Source organism: Alphaproteobacteria bacterium, assembly GCA_016722515.1.
Lineage (GTDB): Bacteria > Pseudomonadota > Alphaproteobacteria > Rickettsiales > JADKJE01 > JADKJE01.
Map to the genome: position 1 here is coordinate 472,296 of JADKJE010000001.1, position 18,075 is coordinate 490,370.

General features: G+C 42.6%; 15 protein-coding genes. 2 read left to right on the top strand and 13 right to left on the bottom strand.

Annotation, left to right across the window (positions count from 1 at the left end):
- Window position 1 precedes the first annotated feature (1 nt).
- From IPP74_02065 to cysE, 11 genes are all read right to left on the bottom strand, one after another.
- On the bottom strand, window positions 2–1,471 hold the full coding sequence (locus tag IPP74_02065; protein ID MBL0318080.1) for a DUF2125 domain-containing protein: 1,470 nt from the start codon (window positions 1,469–1,471) through the stop codon (window positions 2–4).
- A gap of 33 nt (window positions 1,472–1,504) precedes the next feature.
- The gene (locus IPP74_02070) at window positions 1,505–1,849 is read right to left on the bottom strand and encodes a ferredoxin family 2Fe-2S iron-sulfur cluster binding protein (protein MBL0318081.1); all 345 of its coding nucleotides are present in this window, start codon (window positions 1,847–1,849) and stop codon (window positions 1,505–1,507) included.
- A 372-nt stretch (window positions 1,850–2,221) separates the two neighbouring features.
- The gene (locus IPP74_02075; GenBank protein ID MBL0318082.1) at window positions 2,222–5,923 is read right to left on the bottom strand and encodes an ankyrin repeat domain-containing protein; all 3,702 of its coding nucleotides are present in this window, start codon (window positions 5,921–5,923) and stop codon (window positions 2,222–2,224) included.
- 298 nt (window positions 5,924–6,221) lie between these two features.
- Window positions 6,222–8,060, bottom strand: coding sequence for a Fe-S protein assembly chaperone HscA (gene hscA / locus IPP74_02080; protein MBL0318083.1), 1,839 nt, complete (start codon window positions 8,058–8,060; stop codon window positions 6,222–6,224).
- An 8-nt stretch (window positions 8,061–8,068) separates the two neighbouring features.
- Window positions 8,069–8,689 carry a Fe-S protein assembly co-chaperone HscB gene (hscB, locus tag IPP74_02085; GenBank protein ID MBL0318084.1) on the bottom strand — a complete coding sequence of 207 codons (621 nt, stop codon included), beginning with the start codon at window positions 8,687–8,689 and terminating at the stop codon, window positions 8,069–8,071.
- Window positions 8,667–9,017, bottom strand: a complete 351-nt coding sequence (locus tag IPP74_02090; GenBank protein ID MBL0318085.1) for an iron-sulfur cluster assembly accessory protein — start codon at window positions 9,015–9,017, stop codon at window positions 8,667–8,669. The genes hscB and IPP74_02090 overlap by 23 nt, the downstream gene beginning before the upstream one ends.
- 2 nt (window positions 9,018–9,019) lie before the next feature.
- Entirely contained in the window at window positions 9,020–9,403 is a 384-nt protein-coding gene (iscU, locus tag IPP74_02095) for a Fe-S cluster assembly scaffold IscU (GenBank protein ID MBL0318086.1), read from the bottom strand.
- Between the two features lie 52 nt (window positions 9,404–9,455).
- The gene (gene iscS, locus IPP74_02100) at window positions 9,456–10,688 is read right to left on the bottom strand and encodes an IscS subfamily cysteine desulfurase (protein ID MBL0318087.1); all 1,233 of its coding nucleotides are present in this window, start codon (window positions 10,686–10,688) and stop codon (window positions 9,456–9,458) included.
- Window positions 10,689–10,730: 42 nt separating this feature from the next.
- Complete coding sequence (locus IPP74_02105; GenBank protein MBL0318088.1) at window positions 10,731–11,909, bottom strand: cysteine desulfurase; 1,179 nt, start codon at window positions 11,907–11,909, stop codon at window positions 10,731–10,733.
- Window positions 11,902–12,417 carry an Rrf2 family transcriptional regulator gene (locus IPP74_02110; protein ID MBL0318089.1) on the bottom strand — a complete coding sequence of 172 codons (516 nt, stop codon included), beginning with the start codon at window positions 12,415–12,417 and terminating at the stop codon, window positions 11,902–11,904. The genes IPP74_02105 and IPP74_02110 overlap by 8 nt, the downstream gene beginning before the upstream one ends.
- 7 nt (window positions 12,418–12,424) lie before the next feature.
- The gene (gene cysE, locus IPP74_02115; protein ID MBL0318090.1) at window positions 12,425–13,138 is read right to left on the bottom strand and encodes a serine O-acetyltransferase; all 714 of its coding nucleotides are present in this window, start codon (window positions 13,136–13,138) and stop codon (window positions 12,425–12,427) included.
- Window positions 13,139–13,394: 256 nt separating this feature from the next.
- On the opposite strand from cysE, the gene IPP74_02120 reads away from it, so the two are divergent.
- On the top strand, window positions 13,395–14,102 hold the full coding sequence (locus IPP74_02120; protein ID MBL0318091.1) for an alpha/beta hydrolase: 708 nt from the start codon (window positions 13,395–13,397) through the stop codon (window positions 14,100–14,102).
- A gap of 332 nt (window positions 14,103–14,434) precedes the next feature.
- Here the strand turns inward: IPP74_02120 and IPP74_02125 are convergent, their stop codons facing one another.
- Both IPP74_02125 and IPP74_02130 read right to left on the bottom strand, forming a co-directional pair.
- Window positions 14,435–15,538 (bottom strand): anhydro-N-acetylmuramic acid kinase, encoded by a 1,104-nt coding sequence (locus tag IPP74_02125; protein MBL0318092.1) that lies wholly within the window; start codon window positions 15,536–15,538, stop codon window positions 14,435–14,437.
- 13 nt (window positions 15,539–15,551) lie between these two features.
- Window positions 15,552–16,982 (bottom strand): HAMP domain-containing histidine kinase, encoded by a 1,431-nt coding sequence (locus tag IPP74_02130; protein MBL0318093.1) that lies wholly within the window; start codon window positions 16,980–16,982, stop codon window positions 15,552–15,554.
- A 335-nt stretch (window positions 16,983–17,317) separates the two neighbouring features.
- On the opposite strand from IPP74_02130, the gene tolQ reads away from it, so the two are divergent.
- Window positions 17,318–18,067, top strand: coding sequence for a protein TolQ (gene tolQ / locus IPP74_02135; protein ID MBL0318094.1), 750 nt, complete (start codon window positions 17,318–17,320; stop codon window positions 18,065–18,067).
- Window positions 18,068–18,075 lie beyond the last annotated feature (8 nt).

Below are 18,075 nucleotides of genomic sequence, written 5' to 3' on the forward strand. Positions count from 1 at the left end.
GTTAGATAGCTCCTTCCTTGGGCTCAATAGCAATAGCGACACTATTGGGAACGGCCGAAGATGCAGGTGTCATAGTCAACGGAACCGATGCTGAAGCTGCTGGAGCCGGAGTTTTAGACACTTGTGCCTGAGGCTTAGATTGCTCTTCAGGCTTTTTGGGCTGTACCTGAACCGGGGCAGCTGCTTTTGGTTTTTCACCAGGTTTAGCCGATGAATCCTTCGCAGGAGGCGCAGTTGTTGTTGTCGCAGGAGTAGATTGAGGTGTCTCAGGCGTTGTCTTACCAAATACTTCTTCAAAAATAGTGATGGTCTGTGGAATAGTTTTGCCATTAATCACCGTTTGCTTCATCGGCTCGCGTTTGATTTCAAGTGATAAATCCACGCCAGAAATGGGCTGACCATCGGTACTCACCAGGCGGCGTGCTAGCAAATCATATTTCGCCAGCTCTTCGGCGTTAACCGTCACTGGTTGTATCTGACCATTAGCATCTTTATTTTCACCTGCAAATGTACGAACCATCGCCAGATTATCTCCAGCAATTTCAATCAACAAAGGAAAGTTTTTAACGTTGATATTAAATTGTCCAACAGGAAATAATTCATTAGCAACCGTACGCACACTTCCATTGATATTTAAATTTAAGTTTGCCGATTCCAGGGCTATTTTATTCACATCAATGGTAATCAGCGGAATCCCTTTCACTTTACTAAATTCGGCAGGAAGAGTCGATTTAACATCAACTTCCAGCGTATTAGGTCCTGTTTTAGAAAGGGTATGGAAATACGATCTCAATAAGGCGGGCACCATTTCTTCTTTCATCGCCGTATTGATATAGGTAGGACCAGAATTTACAGCCAATGCCAGATTAATCTGATTATCTTTTTCATCGGATGCAGTTAAATGTAAATTTGTTGGTCCTTGAGTAAAGATAACACCCTCATGACCTTTAACCTGGATTGAATTTCCTTTATCCTGAAATAAGATATCCTGAGGATAGTTTTTGCCCCACACCACGCTTACTTGTGGTTTATCTTCAAATAGCTTAACAAGCTCAAGTACCGTTTCCTTTTTCCCATCAGCATTTGTTTTCACATAGGCAACATTGGCCTCTTTGGAGAATTCAAGGCTGAATGATTTGGGCTTGAAAATTGATGTACTCGATCTTACTTCAGAAAATTCCGAATTGATTTCGTATCCTAACGTCGGCAGATGAATGACCGGCTTATCAAAAACAAGCGTGACATAAAAAGGGTAACCTCTTAAAGACACGTTGCCATACGTAATCAAGGGCTGCTTTTGTCCACCTTTGCCACTTGGCAATAAAATCTGTGCCAACATCTGTTCTGTATTTTTACGGACATCAACTGCTTTTTGGTACCAAAACACCGAATAACCCGCTAAAGCCGCGATCCCAAGTACAGCTACCCCAATCCCAACATATTTCCGAACGCATTTTTTTTTCTTGGTCATACGATTACTCCGCTACCTATAGTATTTTTATATTTATTCCTCTTTGTTTCCCACCATCATATTGCGTGTCGCCGAGGGTAAGAAAACTTTCATTCCATCAAGTGCATCAGTCAAACGAATTTGACACCCTAGTCTAGAAGTATGAGTCAACCCAAACGCGAGGTCAAGCATATCTTCTTCTTCGTCTGATGCGGTATCTAATTTATCATACCATTTTTCATCAACCACAACGTGGCAAGTAGAGCATGCCAGCGAGCCTTCACACGCACCTTCCAAATCGATATGGTGTTGATGTGCTACTTCTAAAACAGAGAGCCCAACTGGAGCATCAATGGTTTTTTCTATTCCGTCTTTAAGGACAAAGGTAATTCTGGGCATAATAACTCCTTGATCATATGTAAACCGGCACTATATCACGGAGGGTGGTTACAGACAAGTCGCGATATAAGAGCCCTCACCTTCCCGCATCCCTACAAGCCACTTGGAGCAGCTGCTACCCATCGACATTAGCCGATTTGAACTTCATCTGCCATTTATTGATCGCCCATCTGAAGGGCGCATAGCCCATAGCCCCTAACCATGATCGGGTCGGCAACCCAATCCAAGCGGGCTGAGGATGGCAGAATTATGCAGTGGCACAGGCGCAGAATAATCCGGATAGATCACTCTGTTGCACAGCCATATACAGACCACTCAACCACTAAGCATGATGCTTCACTTTGCCATACTATTCTGTCAAACAAAACCTGATCATCCACCCCTCCCTCTGTCTGCTACGTTAGATTTGCTTAAAAGAAGTTGTTCGAGATAACTTCCAGGTTTAACGTAGTCTATTGCCCTGTTTCCACGGACATCATATTGGCCTATAGCCAGGTCATCATTCTTTGATTCAAGGAGTAATTGAGCGATACGATCATTTCCCTTTTTTAAAGCACGTATAAGCGGAGTTTTGTTACCTATGGATGTACAAGTATTTAAACGAGCCCCCTTAGCAAGCAACTGCTCACATAAGTCAAAATCTTCTATTTTGATGGCATAATCCATGGCGGTATAACCTCCAGAATCTTGCAAATTGATGCCGATATCCCCTTTTTGTCCCAGAATTAACATAGCTACCTTAGGTCGACCATACTTAATTGCCCTCATAAGTGGGCTTTCTCTGCTACCATTTATGATGCTTAAATTAGCTCCTGCGTTTACCAATGAATTGATTATGTCATAATTATTTTGCAATACAGCCCAGTTGACGGCCGTATTACCCTCGAAATCTCGCAGATCTAACCCAATATCTTTATTTAAATTTTTAGCATTTATTAAACAATTAACGACACCAGCATGTTGCGCGATAACCGCACGCATTAATGGAGTAAAACCTTCGCTATCGATATCAGCTAGTTGCGCTCCCTTGTAAATTAATGATCCCATTATTGCAGGGTTCTTGGAATATCTAGCTGCGTAATGAACAGCCCTATCTCCCACTGAATCTCGTTCTTCTAGATCATATCCTAATTCAATTAATGTTTGTGCAGCATTATCACAGCTATGCATACATGCTACCATCAGAGGAGTCATACCATAACTTTCTAAAATTTTATTTAAATTTATGTCTAAGAGTCCAGTTTCTTTTAATATATTATATTCCTTTATTAGATGAGCATTATTTTCGAATACAGCTAAATAAGCAGCAGCTTCATAATGTCCATACGAAAGCGCCAAACCTGAGGGCGTTGTATCTTGACCATTTTTAGTCGCCATATTAGCTCCTGCGTTTGCAAGCCTTTGAAGAACCGAGTTACGATTATTCATTGCTGCGTAATGAACGGCCGTATTTCCCCATGAATCCTTCTCGTCTAGATCACATCCTAGTTTAATTAATTTTCGTGCAATTTTATTACGGTTATATTTACATGCGACTATCAGAGGAGTCATACCACAACCTTCAAGTCTCCTATTTATATTGAAATTTATTGGCCTATTTCTACAAAGATTAATTGCTTTTATATCTTCTGCGACTACCGCCAAATAAACAGCAGCTTCATAATGTCCTCGCATCTGTGCCAGGCATAAAGGTGTTTTACCCGCAACATTTTGAATCTGCGCATCAGCACCAGCAGCAACAAGCATATCGATTATGTTGCACCGATTAAAAAATGCAGCATAATGCAAGGCGGTATAGCCCAATTTAGCTTTTGCATTAACTGCTAAATCTCTATGCTCCAGAAGGATTTCAACGGCATTAAAACAGCTATTAATACATGCGACTATAAGTGGCGAATATCCATCCTCACTCAACTGATAATTTACATCAGCATTTGCTTGTATTACCAGATTAACTACATCGCGATTATCGGTTGAAACAGCAAAAAATATAGGTGTGAAACCACCAATCAAGGCATTTACTCCTATTTCCTTTTTGGAATTAACAAGACAACGGATCATTCCAATATTTTTACTTTGTATTGCTGCAATTAATGGCGTACTGTTACTTAAGTTGCTTGGTACATCAAGAGGTATATCATGCGTTATCAATACGTCCATTATATCTATTTTATTTTGCTGGATTGTCAGCGTGAGGCCTTGATGGACAATAAAATCTATTATATGACTAGTTTTTTCGTTGTTTGCATTCTTGATTGATTGAATCGTATTAGAAAGCAATACACATTGATTTTTGTCAATCAGGTACTTGATAAGCAGTTTAATGAGAGGCTCTTGCAGTGTGAACTGATTGTCAGACAAAAGTGCCACGATAAAGGCGTTTTGAGAATCGCCTGCCAATTGTTCTAATGTTTTAAAAGAATGATATTTAGAGATTTCAAGGGCCATGGCATCTGCTGCCATGTGCCAGTACTCTGGTGAGCTATCACTCAGAGTTTGCAATAAGGCTGATTCTGGTTTTTCAAGACAATGGAGATGCAATGCCAACATAAGCGGTTGGGTTTTTATCCACGATGTTCCCGTTTTTGGATCATAGCCAATAGTGGCATGTTTCTGTGAATTTAAAATAACGTTTTTCAATATGGAATGCCGATCAGATTCGTTTAGTTTGTTAAAGAATTCTATGAGAATAGCAGCCTCTTTTGATTGAAGAAACATGCCCTTACTTATACCCTCTTGTATTCTTAAGATGGCCTCATTACACAAACGTTCGAAATGAGTGTTGATATCGGTAACACCCTCAAGAGATGTATATAATACTTGATGCAAATCCATTAAGGGAGTGAGCCTTCCTATAAAATTATCAAGTATGTCGCTTAGCGGCATAAATGGGGTTTTGCTGTGCCTAGGGTCTGCCAGTTTACAGCAATATTCTTGCCAGCGCTGCTTAACATTATCTTCAGGCGCAATGTTGTCCTTGCCAAGGACGAGGTACGCTTGCATATCTGGCGTGCAGTAGGTTTCCATTTCTCTACTGAAGGATGCTATAGCTTTGGTGGTCATCGTCTCATAAAGATTTTGAGCTCCTACTTCACTTTGTTCTCCCTCGATTGACTTATAGACATAATCGAGGATCTGTAATTGTTGTTCATACGAACATAGCCAGAATTGGTTAATAAGAGCCCGTTTGACTCCTTCACGTAATGGCTCTTCCAGTTGGTCTTTGCTAGAAGCAATGAAAATCAAGGGAGAGCACTTGATATTGAGGGAAGCAAAGAAGTTATTAAATTGGCCTGAAGCGCAATATCCTCTTTTTTCCCTTATGCCAGCAGCAAGTAATTCCAAGCGGGAATGAATGATCTGATGACGATAGGTTTCGGCAGGTTGTTCAGCATTTTCAAGGGCATTAATCAGCTCAATATCACAAGCTGAACGATACATGGGGTCATACACCAGCGATAAGATTAAAGCCAGTCCTTCATGCAATTTCATTTGGTAATGTACGAGGAATTCCTGATTTAAATGCTCAGGATCACTATATGCTTCGACCATGTCAGCAATATCTGGTGCGTAATCTTTTACCCATAGTTTAAAATTACCAAATAGAACCTGGCTATTATTAATATATTCAGGGTATAGCACATTGAGTTTTGAAATCGATCGTTGAACACATAATGTCGTTATGGGATCATGGGTGTCTTGAATAATATTTCCTCCGCTCCTAACGTTATACTGAAGAAGTAATGTTTCAAGCGGTTGGTTATTTGCCTCCTTTGCGAAATCAAGTGCAGACCAGTACTGAATCGTGTCATCCAAGTCTTTATGTCGCAAAACAATTTCTTTATTAAACGTAAGTTCCTGCGCTTTTAGCTTTTCAAGGAAATACCGAACCAGATCAACGTTGCCGCTTTTAACACAATGGATGAAATACGGGGCAGATAGGTTGTCATGCGTCACGAATTGATTGAGGTTATACGTCCTATTGTTCAGCTCTTCTTTGACCGCATCCAATGGCTTCACTGCATCTGTGTTACGAGATGGATTACTGTAAATGATCTCAATAAGTAATGGCATAACAGAGCTTCCTTTATCTACTCAAAATAAATTATGCCATCAATTTTAGTGTTTTTATTCTAATTGTAAATAAAAAATAATATTTTATTATGAATTAACTTGAAGAATCCCCAGAACCTGATGGAAAATCCAAAGGCCGCTGTAAGCACTCGTGCCCAACAAGCAATACATTGATCTATCATGATTATTCTGCGTCACCACACCATGACATCGTCCTCAGCCCGCTCGGTCCTAGAACCCAGCAGGGGTATATTAGGTGCTTATGGCTCTTGCTTTAGTTTTAACTGTTTTGCTAGACTTAAGCAGGGTGTGTCCCACCAACCAATTGCTCAACTAACGCTTTTAATGCATTTTTTGTTTGCACAATCAGATCACGATTTTCGCTTTCCAAGGTTTGTTGAAGGCATTGTCTATATTCTTCAACGTGTTCATACTGCTGAACTGATAAACGGTTCTTTAATAATCCAAGCCATTGTTCTACTTCATCAATGGTCTGCCTGGCCTCAAGCCTTGATTCAATCAGCAATCGCTGCCGATGGTCCTGCTCATTGTGAGCAAATGACTCTTTCAAAATGGCAATGATTTCCTGTTCAGTCAGACCATACGTTGGCTTCACTTCTACCACTTGTTCAATCCCTGTCATTTCTTCCCTGGCGCGAACCGTCAGCAACGCATCGGCATCTACCTGGAATGAAATCGTTACCCTGGCTTTTCCGGCGTGCATCGGCGGAATGCCCCGTAAGGTGAATTCGGCAAGTGACCTGCAATTGGCAGCTTTTTCCCGTTCACCTTGGACCACTTTAATTTTAAGAGTGGACTGGCCATCCTGATAGGTAGTAAATACCTGCGATTTTGATGCAGGTATCGGGCTATTGCGAAAAATAAGTTTTTCGACGAGTCCTCCCATGGTTTCTATCCCCAGGGATAGTGGCAATACATCCAGTAACAGAGTTGAACCACCTACCGTTAATGCGTGCGCTTGAATGGCCGCGCCAAATGCTACCACCTGCTCAGGATGCAAACTGGATAAAGGTTCTTGGGCAAACATCCGCGATACACTCTCCCTAACAAGGGGAACATAGGTAGATCCACCCACGAGTACGACACGATGGATATCACTTATATCCAATTCCTGCTCAATCAATACCACCCGCACAAGATGCAGTGTTTTCTCAACCAGCGGCGCAATGAGCCTTTCAAATAATGCCTTGCTGAGAACAACCTCATACGATTGCCCGGCATAATTAAATTGCACAACCGTATCTACATGGTGCGAAAGTTGCTCTTTAGCATCACGGGCAATGGCCATCAGATAGCGGATAGTTTCATCAGACGGAACGTGACTTACATGAATGGATTGAAGCAAATATTCAACAATCTGGTGATCAAAATCATCGCCACCCAACACCGTATCCCCAGCCGTGGCAATCACTTTAAATACGCCTTTTTGCAAGTGGAGCAGGGAAAAATCAAACGTACCCCCACCTAAATCATACACCGCATAAAGCCCCTCTTCCTGCTGGTCTAAACCATAAGCAACAGCAGCGGACGTAGGCTCACTAAGCAACCTCAACACCTCAATTCCGGCCAAGCGGGCAGCATCTTTTGTAGCCACACGTGCCGCATCATCAAAATAAGCCGGCACCGTAATAACGGCCTGCGTCACTTCATGGCCTAAATGTTTTTCAGCCCGCTCTTTGAGACTAGCCAAAATCACCGACGACACTTCAATCGGCGTTACTTTTTTATCGCCAACCTGAAGCCTCACCACCGACTCTTTCGTATGCGAATCGTCTTCATCTATTTTATAAGGCAAATGGCCGCCAATAGCGGGGATATCTTTAATACCCTTTCCCATTAAGCGCTTAATGGAGGCAACAACATGGCTCTTACGGTGATAAAGTTGTTCTTTTGCTTCATAGCCAACATGAGGGATATTGGCATGTTCATACGATACGACCGAAGGTAACGTCACACGACCTTGATCATCGGCAATAGCAACCGGGTTACCTTGAGAATCAACGTAAGCAACCAACGAGTGGGTCGTGCCAAGATCTATCCCGACCGCGTTTAGAGGCCGTGCAGACTCGTGATTGAGTAACGTTGTTTTAGGTTCCTGAATCTGTATGGGCTGCATGATTTCCCCTATGACATGTGTTTTATCAATTGCTGCCTGGCATCCTTGACAATCTTACTGATATATTGAAGCGTAAGAGTCTCCTTGGCTGCTTCAGCCCAGTTTTTACTGGAGAATGCGTCGTGTAATGCCTGTTCTAATTTTTTTTCTTTCTGTTTTAAATCAATGATTAATTGATTGAGGCCTGCAAAATCCTTTGCTTCTGCAACGGCTTCCCGTAATTCCATGACTTCCATTAATAACGCCGGATTTTTGCTGATTGCCAATTCATCATTATCCATCCATACGCCAAAACGATTCAGTAAATGGATCGCACGTTTGATGGGAGAAGAAAGGATGAAATAAGCATCATTGACATGCGTAATGTAATCAAGCGAACGCTCTTTATCAGAGGCGGAGCGGTTAGCAAATTGGTCGGGATGAACTCGCTGCTGAATCTCTAGATAATGTTTTTCAAGGACCTGACTATCAACATCAAAGGTTTCAGGAACATCTAATAATTCAAAATAAGAACAAGCCTGCGGATCGATAAAGATCTTGCACTGTGAACATTGAGCTGCCTCTGCTGTCAAGGATCTTCGACAATTCCAACAGATTTCTTGCTGATTAAACACTGAATGATTCACCACAACCGCACCTCGCCTTTTCATTAGGATTTTTAAAGGTAAAGCCCGACTTCATTTGCTCTTCAACATAATCCATCTGCGTGCCAATTAAATACATAACAGCCTTGGGATCTATCAATACATGGATCGCACTTTCTTCATTAGAAAACTGGTAGGTTACCTCTTCATCAAACGATTGTTTTTCGTCAACAAATTCTAATTTATAACTAAGTCCAGAACAGCCACCCTTATCCACGCCAACACGTACCCCATAGGTAGGTTTGCCGCGTGAATCAATCAGGTTTTGCACCTGTTTGGCTGCCGCTTCGGTGATAGTCATGATTTGCCGCATGGTTACGCATCCTGTTTATTTTTGAAATCCTGTAACGCAGCTTTGACCGCGTCTTCCGCCAGCATTGAACAATGGATCTTTACCGGTGGCAAATCAAGCGCTTCAACAATATCGGTATTTTTCAATTGTGAAGCCTGTTCAATGGTTTTGCCTTTGATCATTTCGGTTGCCAGTGAACTGGACGCGATTGCCGAACCACAACCAAATGTTTTAAATTTGGCATCCGTAATAATACCATTATTATCGACTTCAATTTGCAGCTTCATCACATCGCCACAAGCAGGTGCTCCAACTAAGCCGGTGCCAACATTCTTCTGTGTTTTATCAAGTGATCCCACATTTCTGGGATGTTCGTAATGATCTTCAAGTGCTTTACTGTAGGCCATGTGTGTCTCCTTAATGCTTGTTTTTAGTTTTTAGATTCCAGTCTTATCTTTCCTAATGGGCAGCCCATTCAATTTTACTGAGATCAATACCTTCTTGAACCATTTCCCACAACGGACTCAGTTCACGCAGCCTCTCAACCGAACCACGCACCACTTTAATCGCATAATCAATTTGTTCCTCCGTGGTAAAACGTCCCAAGCCAAATCGAATCGATGTATGCGCCATTTCATCACTTAAGCCAAGAGCCCTTAGCACATAAGATGGCTCAAGACTGGCTGAAGTGCAAGCAGAACCAGATGAAACGGCCAGATCTTTAATGGCCATAATCATTGACTCACCTTCTATATAGGCAAAACTAAGATTTAGGTTGCCAGGTATGCGTTGTGTTAAGTCGCCATTAGCAAACACATCTGGAATATGGTCAACGATGCCGTGATACAGTTTCATCTGTAATTGATACAGGCGAGCCGCTTCCATGGTCATCTCTTCTTTAGCAATGCGCGCGGCCTCTCCAAATCCCACAATCAAAGGCGTAGGCAAGGTTCCCGAACGCATGCCGCGTTCTTGGCCGCCACCATTAATAAGAGGTGTTAAGCGCACACGCGGGCGACGCCTTACATACAGAGCACCAATCCCTTTGGGTCCATACATTTTATGAGCAGAAATACTCATTAAATCAATGTTCATGGCCTCTACATCCAGCGGAATTTTGCCAAATGCCTGGGCTGCATCCGTATGGAAGAATACACCTTTCTCACGGCACAATGCACCAATGTCTTTCAAAGGCTGAATCACGCCAATTTCGTTATTCACTGCCATAATCGAAATCAACACTGTGTTTTCTTTAATAGCTGCTCGTAAGGCTTCCACGTTGATCAAACCATCTTTTTGTACCGGCAGATAGGTAACTTCAAATCCTTCCTGCTCTAAATGCCTACATGTATCAAGAACGCATTTATGTTCGGTGACTACCGTAATAATATGGTTCTTTTTGTCCCCATAAAAATGGGCAACGCCTTTAATTGCCAAATTATTGGATTCGGTAGCGCCTGAAGTAAAAATAATTTCTTTTTCATTAGCGCCAACTACCGATGCCACGAATGTACGCGCTTGATCTTCCGCGGATTCAGCTTCCCACCCAAAAGCATGGCTACGTGAACCTGAATTACCAAATTTTTCTAAGAAGAAGGGTTTCATCGCTTCAAAAACACGCGGATCCATCGGCGTTGTTGCCTGATAATCCATATAAATGGGCAGTGACAACGACGACGCTCGATTGATGATCGCGGCTGAATCCTGGTTAACTGACATATATCCTCCTATGCTTTACGCATGTTGTTTTAATTCTTGGTTTGCTCTCACCTCCGCCAGGTGGCGTTTAGTCAACTGCATGTGATACAATTGACGCCAGGCGGTGATGAATGTTTCGATGTCTTCACGGCAAGAAGCCGGCGTTAGGCTAATTCGTAGTGCTGTCTGTGCAATTTCTTTTGATATCCCCATCGCCAACAATACCGGCGAAACGTCTACTTTTCCTGATGAACACGCAGCTCCACTGCTTACCGCAATATTAGCCAAATCAAAATGGATTAACTGGGTTTCATGTTTAACACCCGGCATCGTTAAGCAGCTCGTGTTAGGTAAACGCCATCGGTGCTGGCCAAACACTCTGGATTCTTTAGAAATCTCGGCAATACCCACTTCAAGCTGGTCTCTCAAACTTGCCAAATTTTGAAATAACGCTGTCGTTCTAACGAGATGGCTGCATGCCACACCAAAGCCTCTAATAGCAGCAACATTTTCAGTGCCGGCACGAAAACGCATTTCCTGGCCACCCCCCCATTGAATGGCATGTAACGGCACAGATTTTTGGAAAACCAGCGCAGCTACCCCTTGCGTTGCCCCCATTTTATGTCCCGACAAGGTCATCATATCAACGCCAAGAACCTCTAAATCTACATCGATTTTGCCTACCGCTTGGCTGGCATCTGTATGCACAAACGCATTATATTTTCTGGCAATATCCACGACATCCGTCAATGGCTGTATCACACCTGTTTCATTATTGGCAAGCATCACCGAAACCAATTTAATCGGTGCATCTGATGTAGCCAACGCGTCCTCCAACGCTTCAACGTTAATCACTCCTGTTTCTAAAACAGGAATAATCGTTTTTGCTCCTGTATGTTGGGCAGGCTGTAGAACCGATGTATGCTCAATAGCCGAAGCAAACACATGGGTTGCTTGACCTAAACCTCTTAAGGCCAGATTATTAGCTTCCGTACCGCAGGAGGTAAACACCACATGCGCCCCTTGAGCCCCAAGATATTGGCCTACCTGCGAACGGGCTTCTTCTATCACATACTTGGCATACGCCCCATATTGATGAATAGACGACGGATTGAGCGGTCTGCGCAAATGCTCAACCACGGCATCCACGACTTCCGGTAAGGGAGCTAATGTAGCATTCGCATCTAAATAGATTGCTTTACTCAAATCAGCCATGGGTTGCTTCCTCATGAAAATCAGGCACTAATGATACGTGTCTGTCGTGATTGATACCTTGAATTGTTTGTGGCGAATCAAGGCTACCAAATGGATCGATCCTTCGTTTGCACACATCTTCCAAACTAACCATCTTTAGATATCGGTAAATCTGATTGCCAAGCGCTTCCCATAAATCATGAGTCAGGCATTTGGCTTTTTCCTGCAAACAACCATCTCCCTTGGATTCACAGCGTACCATGGCAATTTCCTCTTCCACAGCACACATAATGTCGGATATCGAAATGAGATGGGGTTCGCGGTTCAAGCGATAGCCTCCACCAGGTCCTCGGGTAGATAAAACAAGATCGTGCCTACGTAATTGGGCAAATATCTGCTCAAGGTAGGAAATTTGAATTTCTTGACGCACTGCAATATCCGCTAAGGTAATAGGCTGGCCACTTAGACCATTCTTGGTCAAATCAACCATTGCCATAACCGCATAACGTCCACGTGTTGTCAGTCTCATAAAAGCCCTATTGATTCTTCCCGCTGTCTTTTGATACGGAATGCTCGATAGATCGGTATGCTTCCAGTTCTTCGAGCCGTTGACATAACAGCGCTATTTCTTTTTTAACATTATCCAGCAATTGCTGCGATGGATCCCCCATCGATCCGTGAATCAAACCATAAGCATCAAGCTTATCCTCTTCATCATTCGCGGGTTTGCATTTTTCGACTGGCTTGGCGGGGATACCCACCATGGCCATACCATCAGCGACATCCTTAACAACAACGGCGTTAGCACCTATTCTTGCTCCTGAACCGATATGGATGGGTCCTAAACATTTGGCACCAGCCCCAATCACCACATGATTTCCTACCTGCGGATGGCGCAAAGACCCTTTTTCTGCGACTGCAGAAGTACCACCTAATGTAACTCCATGATAGATAGTAACATCATCACCTACTTTTGAGGTTTCACCAATCACCACTCCCATACCATGATCGATAAAAATATGACGCCCCAATACCGCACCTGGATGAATTTCAATCCCCGTAAACATTCGCGACACATGAGCCAGCAACCTGGCTAACAAAAGCAGTTTCCATTTCCACAAGCGATGAGCCACGCGATGAAAGAACACAGCATGGAACCCGGGATAGCAAAGTATCACCTCAAGCCGCGACCGCGCAGCCGGATCCCGGTGATAAATAGAGTTAATATCTTCGACAATGCGTTTAAACATAAATACCTTTGCAATGAAAAACTTTGACTTTTGAATAAAAATCCGTACATTAGTCTGCCTTGCACGGTTTTGGAAACAAAGCTGTTATTGATGTTTTTCGCTGGGTCCAGATATATTTTTATAATAACCAAGCAAAATAGTCAAGAATTATAAGTTACAGAATCCCTTCCTTGACAGCATGAGGGGAATATGTTACGGATTTTTGACAATTGGTTGGGTTTTTATCAGTTTAAACGCGTGAGTGAAGGAAATAAACATGGCTGAGGTTATTATTCCAGGACCTGAGGGTCGTCTTGAAGGACGCTACCATCAATCGTCAATTAAAAGAGCGCCTGCCGCAGTTGTTCTACACCCGCATCCGCAGCATGGCGGAACCATGAATAATAAAGTAGCCTATAACCTCTACCATCAATTTGCCAATGCAGGTTATTCGGTCCTTCGCTTTAACTTTAGAGGTGTAGGCCGCTCTCAGGGTAAATATGATGAGGGTGTCGGTGAATTGGCCGATGCAGCTGCTGCACTTGATTGGTTACAAAATGAAACACCTGATGCAGGTTCTTACTGGGTAAGTGGATTTTCCTTTGGTGCCTGGATTGCGATGCAATTACTGATGCGACGCCCTGAAATTGAAGGATTTGTTTCTATTTCGCCTCCGGCACATAAATATGATTTCTCCTTTTTATCGCCGTGCCCTTCCCCAGGCCTTATTGTTCAAGGCGATGCTGACAGCGTCGTGGATGAAGAATATGTGGCTAAACTGGTTGATAAACTGGTCAAACAACGGCGTAATGGTGATTCGGATATCGAATATCATGTGATCGCTGGAGCCGACCATTTTTTCCGTGAACGGATGAATGAGATGAATAAAACCATTCTGGAATATTTGTTGTCTAAGCAGGAAGATTCACCCAAAGAAAAGCCGGTGAAACGTGATCGCAGACGCAGGCAATTGCCAGTAGTTTAAGGGTTGATTATTAAGAATGATAAGGGTATGGGCTATTAACTTCTCGCGCATACACCTAGAATCTTAGTTAGGCTCGTATCAAAAATGGTTTTTTCCACCTATTTTTTAGCATTACATCCCCCCGGAAGTTCCAGACGCTTTCTTTTTGTTTGGAGCCATGATCAATCCAGTGGTAATTGGTTTCGTGACCATGGATATTAGTTCGGGTTGACAATGCTTAAGATGACCATCGATTTGCTCAGCTGTACAGAAAATGCATCTATCTTTTCATATGCAACATCCTTTTGACTATCTGTTTGAACAACAAACATCATAAGGTGTTGCACTTCATTTTACAGGCCGCATGTTCCATAATAAGCAGCACTGGTCACTGGAGTCTGCGCACCAGTCGTTTTCTCAAAGGTAATCGGCAAGCCCAATAAGCATCGCACCGCCAAATAACCGAAGGCCTGAGCCTCAAGACCATCACCATCCCACGCCACTTTTTCACAAGGATCGACTGGATGACCTAATAGTTGCCGCATGTGTTTAAGAATCGTTTCATTTAAACGCCCGCCCCCGCAGATCAACCACCGTTGGGGAACCTTTGGCATGAGCTCCTGTGCCTTGCAGATAGCATGCGCAGTAAATGCAGTCATCGTGGCTACAGCATCCTGAAAAGGCAAACCATCCACCAAGGATTCTGCATCAAAGGTATGCCGATCAAGCGACTTAGGATAAGTCTGACTAAAATAAGCATGCTGCAATAATTGATCCAGAATCGGTTGATGAATGCGCCCTTTGGCAGCCGTTTCACCAAAATGGTCATACGTCTGCCCCGTATGTTTAAACATGATATCATCAATATGGGCATTTCCAGGACCGGTATCAAACGCAAGGATAACCCCGTCCTCATCGCTGCGATCAATATACGTCACATTGGCAACCCCACCAATATTAACGACTGCGACTGTTTTTTCTTTAAGATCCCGACACAAGGCTGCATGGTAGACCGGAACCAGTGGAGCCCCCTGGCCTCCCGCAGCCATATCACTTCGTCTAAAATCTGCGATGACAGGGATTTTATGAGCTTGATAGATCTTAGCCGCATTCCCCATTTGCCAGGTTAAGCATTCTTGAGGACGGTGAATAATTGTCTGTCCTGGAAAGCCGATAACGTCAATATCTTGGCATGTTAATTTGGCCGATTCTAAAAGGACGTTAATCGCTTTAATGTGATAGCGTGTAACAACATCTTCCAAAAACAAAACATCTTCCTGCATGGGATTCTTGATTAGGGCACGCAACCGGCTTCTTAATTCATACTCGTACGGAAGAACGATACCAGGGTTACATTTAGAAACAGACACCCCATCGGTTTCAATCAACGCGACATCAACTCCATCCATAGAAGTCCCACTCATCAAACCAATGGCACGGTACATTTTTTTATCCATCGTTCACTCTTTTTCAACTTGCGTATTGCGGATAGAAGATACGGTGTTCTGGAAATTTAGCCATCACCGTTGTTCCCAATCCTGGCGTACTTTCGATCACAAGCTTACCTTGATGCATTTCAAGCAGCATAATCGTCAGCGGTAACCCTAAGCCACTGCCATCATAGCGTTTAGCCATCCCTGATTCAACCTGCCCAAAACGCCGTAATGCTTTGGATACATCTTCCTTACTCATACCAATACCGGTATCTCTAATCACAATGCCCATTTCAACTTTGCCGGAATTTTCAATTTCAACTTTGATCTGGATATTCACCTCACCACCTTCTGGAGTAAATTTAACAGCATTGGTTAGCAGGTTAATAATGATTTGCTTAAATCGCAGGGGGTCAACAAATAAAAGTGGCAATTTAGGCTGAAATTCTGTCGTGATTTTAACTCTACCTTTAAAAGCCCTGTCCGCCACCAACTTGATACAGCGCATAATCACATCTGGAACACTCACATGCTCTTCGGTGATATCGATACTGCCGGCTTCGGCTTTTGAAAGGTCTAATATGTCATTGATAAGATTCAATAAATGTTTCCCCGATATATTAATATCCATGGCATATTCAAGATATTTTTCATTGGTCAATGGCCCCATCATCTCGTTTTTAATAATTTCAGAAAAATTAATAATAGCATTCAAAGGCGTTCTGAGCTCATGACTCATATTTGCCAAAAATTCTGATTTTGATTTATTCGATTCTTCTGCGGTAATTTTAGCCTGGAGCAGTTCCTGGGTCCTTTCTTTCAACGCTGTATCCCGTTCCTCTACCTTGCTCACCATGGTATTAAAACTATCAACCAGGATTGAGATATCATCATCCGAACGCGTACCAGGTGGCTTTTCAGCTCGAATCGTTAAATCACTGGTTTCAGAAATGCGTTCTGCGGTTTGAACCATTGAATGGATAGGCTTGGAGATTGTTTTTTGGAACCACAGTGCCAGCATATACGAAACAAATAACACGTTAAAAATAACAGCAATTACCAGTTCGATTTGCTTGAAAAAATAACGTTGTAACGGCTCTAAACTCTTTTCAACGAAGAGCATCCCCACCGTTTCATTATTAAGGGTCATTAATTCATAAATCTGAATAAAATTATCAGTGACTATAATTTTAGGAACCATGCCTATCGGGCAGGTTTGCCTTACGATTTTAGGATTAAAATAACTTGCATATACACGTCCATTATCGCCAATCACACACGAGCGCATAATGGTTGGATCTTGAAAAAGCACTTGCAAACTTTCACTGGCAAATGCCCCCACATTTTGATCAGCAATAACACGCGCAAGTGTTTTAGCTTCGGTAATATAATTCTCTTTTGCATGCTGGATCGAAATGCACAACATCAACGTCGCTGTCATAACGATGGCAAACGTGCTTACCGTCATAATAACAGCTAGAAGTCTTGAACGAGTTGACAATTTAAAAAACAAGCTACCCATGCACCCACAAACTTATAAGTTTCTTTAGCACATCATTCACCGGCCCTACTTAGAATTGATAAGGATAATGCGCCTGGTGTATTTTAGCTGTATATTGATCGTTTAGAAAGAACTTTGTTGAAATTTTATGACAAAGCACTGATTCTTTAAAGATTTTTAACTGTATTTTTTCAGGATAAGGGAAGCCAAACAAAATTTAGTTGATTAAGGAATGTACCATTAACTTGCACCTCAGGGGCACTTTGATGTATAATCAATCCAACTTTACATAAGGAAACATTATGGCTACTCCTACCCCTATTGAATCTTCTCATCTTTCTGCCGTAGCAGGATCCAGTGTTAATCACGGTGCTGCGGACATGTCATTTCTAACAATGATTATGAATGCGGATATTATCGTTCAATTCGTGATGTTGCTACTCATCATTAGCTCTATCTGGTCGTGGTCTATTATTTTCGATAAATATATGCGTTTTCGTACGCTGAAAGATAAAACATCAAAATTTGAAAAAGTTTTCTGGTCAGGCCAACCACTGGAAAATCTTTACGAAAGGGTTAAAACCTTTGCTGACAATCCCTTTGCTATGGTATTCGTTGCTGCTATGGAAGAATGGAAACGAAACAATCAACCCATGCAGCAGGATTCTGCACTTCGTTCAGGGGTTAAAGAGCGCATCTTTCGCGCAATGCAGGTGGCTACCAATCGCTCACTTGAACGTATCGAAAAACGGTTGAGCTTTCTGGCAACGGTTGGATCGTCTGCTACTTTCGTAGGATTGTTTGGTACCGTGTGGGGTATTATGAACAGCTTTAAATCGATTGCTGTCGCCAACAACACAAGTCTGGCAACTGTGGCTCCTGGTATTGCTGAGGCTTTGTTTGCAACAGCCGTCGGCTTATTTGCAGCTATTCCAGCGGTTGTGTTCTATAATATGTTCAGTAACGAATTAAATAAATTTATCATTCGTTTAGAAAATTTTACCCATGAGCTTGGCAGTTTATTGTCTCGTGATATTGACCAAAACCGATAAACATTGAG